The sequence below is a fragment of the Mycolicibacterium vaccae NBRC 14118 = CIP 105934 genome, assembly GCF_001552715.1.
GTDB classification, from domain to species: domain Bacteria; phylum Actinomycetota; class Actinomycetes; order Mycobacteriales; family Mycobacteriaceae; genus Mycobacterium; species Mycobacterium vaccae.
The window spans coordinates 1-6,981 of record NZ_BCRS01000228.1 but is presented as its reverse complement, the minus strand read 5'-3'; the positions used below and the strand labels follow the sequence as shown (position 1 = coordinate 6,981).

General features: G+C 69.4%; 4 protein-coding genes. 2 read left to right on the top strand and 2 right to left on the bottom strand.

The annotated features are described in order from the left end of the window. Window positions 1-333 precede the first annotated feature (333 nt). Window positions 334-1,023: a transcriptional repressor LexA gene (gene lexA / locus MVA01S_RS27680; RefSeq protein ID WP_003933656.1), complete on the top strand. Its 690-nt coding sequence runs from the start codon at window positions 334-336 to the stop codon at window positions 1,021-1,023. A 33-nt stretch (window positions 1,024-1,056) separates the two neighbouring features. On the opposite strand, the gene MVA01S_RS27675 is transcribed toward lexA, so the two are convergent. Beyond that, window positions 1,057-3,234 carry an LGFP repeat-containing protein gene (locus tag MVA01S_RS27675; RefSeq protein WP_003933655.1) on the bottom strand — a complete coding sequence of 726 codons (2,178 nt, stop codon included), beginning with the start codon at window positions 3,232-3,234 and terminating at the stop codon, window positions 1,057-1,059. A gap of 172 nt (window positions 3,235-3,406) precedes the next feature. Next, on the bottom strand, window positions 3,407-4,582 hold the full coding sequence (locus MVA01S_RS27670) for an acyl-CoA dehydrogenase family protein (protein WP_003933654.1): 1,176 nt from the start codon (window positions 4,580-4,582) through the stop codon (window positions 3,407-3,409). A gap of 66 nt (window positions 4,583-4,648) precedes the next feature. Here MVA01S_RS27670 and MVA01S_RS27665 point away from each other — a divergent pair, with 66 nt between their 5' ends. Further along, window positions 4,649-6,943: a molybdopterin guanine dinucleotide-containing S/N-oxide reductase gene (locus MVA01S_RS27665; RefSeq protein ID WP_003933653.1), complete on the top strand. Its 2,295-nt coding sequence runs from the start codon at window positions 4,649-4,651 to the stop codon at window positions 6,941-6,943. Window positions 6,944-6,981 lie beyond the last annotated feature (38 nt).

The window sequence follows — 6,981 nt, the reverse complement described above, 5'->3', positions numbered from 1 at the left end:
GGGCCGGCGGCCTGCGGACCGGCCTCACGGGGCGGGCCCGGCCCGCGTCCACGCGCAACCGGGGCGCGCGTTCGAACTCGTTCCACGTCGCACGATCGTCGAGAATGGTCATCAGCTCGCCTTTCGGTCCTGGCTCGTTCGCTCTTGTGTTCGAAGATTACTCGATCAGGTGTTCGATTGATAGAACACGTGATCGAACTGTTGCGAACGCTAACCGAGGGCACCGACAAGTCCCGTCGGGCGACGAGCGGGTGCGACGATCGGTTGATCCGATCGCGACACGCCTCGAACACATGTTTGATTATCCCGGGCTGCCGGGTTAGATTCGGGCACATGAGCGATGACAGCAGAGACAGCACCGGCACCGGTCGCGGCCGCGACTCCGGTCTGACCGAGCGTCAGAGGACGATCCTGGAGGTCATCCGCGCGTCGGTGAGCACCCGCGGCTACCCGCCCAGCATCCGGGAGATCGGCGACGCGGTCGGGCTGACCTCGACGTCGTCGGTCGCCCACCAGCTGCGCACGTTGGAGCGCAAGGGATTTCTGCGCCGGGACCCCAACCGGCCGCGCGCGGTCGACGTCCGCGAGCTCGACGACAACGCCGTGCCGATCGTCAAGACCGACGTGGCCGGATCCGATGCGCTGCCCGAGCCGACGTTCGTGCCCGTGCTCGGTCGCATCGCGGCGGGCGGCCCGATCCTGGCCGAGGAGGCCGTCGAGGACGTCTTCCCCCTCCCCCGCGAACTCGTCGGCGAGGGGTCACTGTTCCTGCTCAAGGTGGTCGGCGAATCCATGGTCGATGCGGCGATCTGCGACGGCGACTGGGTCGTGATCAGACAACAGAACGTCGCCGACAACGGGGACATCGTGGCGGCGATGATCGACGGCGAGGCCACGGTCAAGACCTTCAAGCGCACCCGCGGTCAGGTCTGGCTGATGCCGCACAACCCCGCGTTCGACCCGATCCCCGGTAACGACGCGGTGATCCTGGGCAAGGTCGTCACGGTCATCCGCAAGATCTGAGCGGGACGCCGACCCGGTCCACGGGCACCCCGCTCACTCGCCTCGGACGAAGCCGTTCGTGCGCGCGATCTCCTCTGTGGCGAACCAGATCTCGACGGGAGCCTCGTGGTAGTCGGCGCTGTCCGGCGCCCAGTACAGGCCGGACCTGGTGTCGGCCTTGATCGGGTAGCCCTCGGGGACCTCGCCCGGATCGTCGAACGGCATGTGCAGAGCGGTACCGAACGGCAGCGGCTCGTCGACGTCGATACGCGCGTGCCGTCCGGTGTCGGTCATCGGGTCGCGCGCCGGCACGGAAGCCCCGCCGGGTGCCTCGACCGGACCCCCGAAGTGCGCCACGAACGGCTCACGGTCGGCGGCGATCTCGGCGTCCGCGGCGGCGTCGTCCCAGACCCCGGCGCCATGGTCGTCAGCAGCGTGGTCGTCAGCAGCGTGGTCATCGGCAGCGTAGTTGTCGGCACCGTGGTCATCGGCATCGTAGTTGTCGGCGCCGTAGCCGACGGCACCGTAGTTGTCGGCACCGTGGTCGTCGGCGACGTCGTGCGACAGGGTCTCGGGGTCGGGGGTCAGCACCCGTGTCGGCGCGGTGTCCACGGTGTCGGGATCGGCGTGCTCGCCGACCGGCTCGTCCTGCGCACCCTCGCCGGAAGTCTGCGACCCCCAGAACTCAGTGTCGGACCGCAGCTCGCCGGCCGCCGACGGCGTGGCCGAACCGAGCGAACCGATCCCCTCCCGGGCGTAGCGCTCACCGAACAGCTCGTCCTCCCGGCCCTCGTCGTGGGCCGTCTGCGCGCCGGCGAGGGCGGGTTCGTAACCGCGGCCGGAATCGTCGTCGGTCGTCGCGAACGGATCGACCTCGCCACGGCGGCCGCGGCTACGGACCACCGCGAACGCCACCAGACCGGCCAGCAGCAACAGCGGAACGATGGCCAGCAGCCACCACCACGTCCACTTCAGCCCGGAACTCTCGCTGTTGTCCGAAGCCTGCGCCGGCGGCGGGGTCGCCTCCGGGGCGGCTTCCTCCGCCGGCACTTCCAGGCCGACCAGCTGCGGGCCGAGACTCGCCGGTTCGGTGCTGAACTTCCTGGCCGCGGTGTCCCAGGAGATGGCGCCTCCGCTGAACCGCTGGGTGATGACGTCGCCGTTCTGCGTCTGGTCGGCCACGGGAGCGCCGAGTTCACCGGTGGCGCCACCGAGCTTGTCCCAGGCGGCGTTGACGGCGCCGCGCACGATCACCGCGCCATGGTCGGGTGTCCAGAAGATGACCGGCTTGTCCTCGGCGGCGAACGTGCTCATCCGGCTGCCTGGCTGCCCACCGTCCTGCTCGCCGGTGGCCGGGAAGCCGAGGTCGCCTTCCGGGCCGCCCACGCTCTCGTATTTCGCCAGCACCTGGCCGGTGACGACGTTGGCGCCGGTCTGCGGGCTGTAGAAGATCTTGCCGTTGACGAAGTCCTGCCCCATCCCGTCGTCGCCGATCTCGTACGGCTCGCCCTCGGCGGCGCCGAGCGGGCCCAGCGCGCCGCCGGCGGCCCGGCGGGCGGCGTTGATCGCCGAGACGGGGTCGTCGGGCACCTCCAGGTCGGCGAGCGGGCCGGCCAGTTCCGGGGGGACGGTGGTGAACGCCTTGGTCGCGGAGTCGTAGGCGAGCTCACCACCGGTGAACTTCTGTCGGACGACGGGCCCGTCATAGGTCTCGTCCTCGGCGGGCACCCCGAGCACGCCGGACGATCCGCCGAGCTTGTCCCACGCCGCGTTGATCGGCCCGCGGACCACGCGCGCGCCGGTGGCCGGCGTCCAGAAGATCACCGGGTTGTCGGCGGCGCTGAACGTGCTGTTGCGGCTGTCCGGGGCACGGCCGGGACCCTCGTCGATGGTCGGAAACCCGAGGTCGCTGTCGGCGGGACCGCCAAGGGACTCGTATTTCTCCAGGATGGCGCCCTGCATGAAGCGGGCACCGGTGGCCGGGGTGAAGAACATCTTCCCCGACGCGAAGTTCTGGACGAACCCGTCACCCGCCGGGTAGACGTCGCCCGCCTTGGGGCCCAGCGGTCCGGTGTCGCCCCCGCCGGCCTGCCATGCCGCGGTGATCGCATCGTTGGCTTCCACCTCGGGCTGGGCCAGCGCGGACGGGGCCATCAGGAGCGCCGTGGCGATTCCCAGCAACCCGACCGTCAGACGACCGACCAAACGTAGGCGCAGCATCTGCCGGCTCATTCTTCCTCCCCGCGGTCGGCGACTGGTCCTTCTGCAAGCTCCTTGCAAAATTCTGAGAAAGTTACCGCGTGCGTTCACTCTGCGTCAGCGGAGGTCGATAACCAAGTCACCTCGCCGAATCCAGACCAAGAATATGCAGCGAAACCCCGAGAGTCGGGCGAGTCGGCACCGGTCACACGCCGAGGCTGCGACCGATGATCTCCTTCATGATCTCGGTGGTGCCGCCGTAGATGGTCTGCACCCGGGCGTCGAGATAGGCGCGCGCGACGTCGTACTCGCGCATGTAGCCGTAGCCGCCGTGCAGTTGCAGGCAGCGGTCGATCAGGTGGACCTGCTTCTCGGTGGAGTACCACTTGGCCATCGCGGCCTGCTCGACGGTCAGCTTCTCCTCGAGGTGGAGTTTGACGAACTCGTCGACCATCATCCGGACCACGGTGGCTTCGGTGGACAGTTCGGCGAGCAGGAAACGGCTGTTCTGCTGGCTGCCGATCGGCCTGCCGAATGCCTTGCGCTCCTTGGTGTACTGCAGCGTCACGTCGAGGACGGCCTCCATCGCGGCCGCCGCCATGATCGCGATGCTGATCCGCTCCTGCGGCAGGTTCTGCATCAGGTAGACGAAGCCCTGGCCCTCCTCGCCGAGCAGATTCTCGGCGGGGACCTTGACGTCGGTGAACGACAGCTCGGCGGTGTCCTGGGCGTCCAGGCCGATCTTGTCGAGCTTGCGGCCCCGTTCGAAGCCGGCCATCCCGCGTTCGACCACCAGCAGCGAGAAGCCCAGCGCGCCTTTGTCGGGGTCGGTCTGGGCTACCACGATCACCAGGTCCGAGTGGATTCCGTTGGTGATGAACGTCTTGGCGCCGTTGAGGATGTAGTGGTCGCCGTCCTTGATCGCGCGGGTCTTGATGCCCTGCAGATCGCTGCCGGTGCCCGGTTCGGTCATCGCGATCGCCGAGATCAGCTCGCCGCTGCAGAATTTCGGCAGCCAGCGCTGCTTCTGCTCCTCGGTGGCCAGCCGGGTCAGGTACGGCGCCACGACGTCGTTGTGCAGGCTGATTCCCAGTCCGCTGTAGCGGCCCGCGGTGATCTCCTCGGTGATGATCGTGTTGTAGCGGAAGTCGTCGACACCGCCGCCGCCGTACTCCTCGGGCACGGCCATCCCGAGGAAGCCCTGCTTACCGGCTTCGAGCCACACGTCCCGGTCGACGAGCTTGTCCCGCTCCCACTCCGCGTGATGCGGGGCGACATGGCGGTCGAGGAAGGCGCGGAACGATTCCCGGAACATCTCGTGCTCGGGCTCGAAGAGCGTGCGCTGGTAGGCGATGACTGAGGTTGATTCGGAGGCGCCCATGCCGTCAACGTACCCCATCCAACCGGATGGTTGGTCGCTGTGGACGGGGCCGCGCCGCCTAGACTCATGGCGGTGTCCGCAGCTCAGACCAGCCTCACGCATTGGGGAGCGTTTACCGCCACGGTCGAAAACGGCGACATCGCGTCGGTGGCGCCACTGCCCGGCGACCGCGATCCGTCACCGGCGCTGGGCAATCTGCCCGGCTCCGTGCGGCACATCTCCCGCGTGACCGGTCCGGCCATCCGGCGCGGCTGGCTCGACGACGGCCCCGGGCCCAGCACCCGCCGGGGCGCCGACGAGTTCGTCGCGGTGTCCTGGGACGAACTCACCGAGCGGCTGGCCGGTGAGCTGCGCCGGGTCATCGACACGCACGGCAACGAGGCGGTCTACGGCGGTTCGTACGGCTGGTCCAGCGCCGGACGCTTCCACCACGCCCAGAGCCAGGTGCACCGCTTCCTGAACTGCCTTGGCGGATACACCTTCTCGCGCCACTCCTACAGCCTCGGGGCGACCGGGGTGATCATGCCGCGCGTCGTCGGCACCCACGACGACCTGTTCAAGCGGTCCACCCAATGGGAGGTCATCGTCGAACACACCGATCTGATGGTGTGTTTCGGCGGGGTGGCGCTGAAGAACACCGGCGTCAACCACGGCGGCACCACCGCCCACCCGGCGCGGGACGCGCTGGACCGCTTCCGGGCACGCGGCGGCCGGATCGTGTCGTTCTCGCCGCTGCGCGACGACGTCACCGGTGAGTGCGACTGGCACGCGCCCATCCCGGGCACCGACGTCGCGATCATGCTCGCGCTGGCCCACGTGCTGGCCACCGAATCCCTGGCCGACCGGGCTTTCCTGTCGCGCTACTGCACCGGGTACGAGCGGTTCGAGCGCTATCTGCTCGGCGTCGACGACGGGGTGCCGAAATCGCCGCAGTGGGCCGCGCGGATCAGCGGTCTCGACGCCGACGACCTGACCGCGCTGGCGCGGCGGATGGCCGCCCACCGCACGATCGTGACGGTGAGCTGGTCGCTGCAGCGCACCCGGCACGGCGAGCAGGCGCCCTGGATGGGGTTGACGCTGGCGGCGATGCTGGGCCAGATCGGGCTTCCCGGTGGCGGATTCGGCCACGGCTACGGCTCGATGAACGAGCCCGGCCTGGCGCCGCTGCGGTGCGGGCTGCCCCGGCTGCCCCAGGGTGTCAACCCGGTGCCGACATTCATCCCGGTCGCCGCGGTCAGCGACATGCTGCTGCACCCCGGTGAGCCGTTCGACTACAACGGTCTGCGACTGCGCTATCCGGACATCAAGCTGGTGTACTGGGCCGGCGGCAACCCGTTCCACCACCACCAGAACCTGCCCCGGCTGCGCCGCGCCCTGCACCGCCCCGACACCGTGGTGGTGCACGAACCGTACTGGACGCCGATGGCCAGGCATGCCGACATCGTGGTCCCGTCAACCACTTTCGCTGAACGCGACGATTTCTCGGGCTCGCGAAACGACCCGGTGCTGATGGCGATGCCCAGGCTCACCGAACCCTATGCGCAGTCGCGGGACGACTACGACACCTTCGCCGCGCTGGCCCACCGTCTCGGCGTCGGGGACGCCTTCACCGAGGGCCGTACGTCGCGCCAGTGGCTCCGCCACATGTACGAGAAGTGGTCTACGACATTGGATTTCGAGGTTCCGTCGTTCGACCGGTTCTGGCGTGACGGTCGGCTGCGGCTGCCGACCGACGACGGACTGACCCTGCTCGCCGACTTCCGCGCCGACCCGGACGTGCACCGGTTGGGCACCCCGAGTGGGCTGATCGAGATCTTCTCGACCGATATCGACGGCTTCGGCTACGACGACTGCATCGGGCATCCCGCCTGGTTCGAACCGACCGAGTGGCTCGGCGGGCCGCGTGCCCGGCGCTATCCGCTGCACCTGATCGCCAACCAGCCCGCGGGCCGGCTGCACGGTCAACTCGACGGCGGCGCGGCCAGTCAGGCCTCGAAAGTGGCCGGCCGTGAACCGATCCGCATGCACCCCGACGACGCCCGGGCGCGCGGCGTCGCCGACGGTGACGTGGTCCGGGTGTTCAACGACCGGGGCGCGTGCCTGGCCGGGGTGGTGCTCGACGACAGGGTCCGTCCGCAGGTGGTGCAGCTGTCGACGGGGGCGTGGTTCGACCCCGCCGATCCGGCTGACCCGGATTCGCTGTGCGTGCACGGCAACCCGAACGTGCTCACCGAGGACGTCGGGACCTCAGCGCTGGCGCGCGGGTGCACCGGGGCGCATGTGCTGGTGCAGGTCGAGAAGTACACCACCGCACCGCCCCCGGTGCGTGCGCATCAGCCGCCGGTTCTCGCGGTCCGCTGAGCGCCCTGGCGCGGCCCGCGGCGGCGCGGCGGGCGGCC

Coding starts and splice junctions, on each gene's coding strand:
- lexA (WP_003933656.1), top strand. CDS start 334: ATGAGCGATGACAGCAGAGACAGCACCGGCACCGGTCGCGGCCGCGAC.
- MVA01S_RS27675 (WP_003933655.1), bottom strand. CDS start 3,234: ATGAGCCGGCAGATGCTGCGCCTACGTTTGGTCGGTCGTCTGACGGTC.
- MVA01S_RS27665 (WP_003933653.1), top strand. CDS start 4,649: ATGGCGGTGTCCGCAGCTCAGACCAGCCTCACGCATTGGGGAGCGTTT.
- MVA01S_RS27670 (WP_003933654.1), bottom strand. CDS start 4,582: ATGGGCGCCTCCGAATCAACCTCAGTCATCGCCTACCAGCGCACGCTC.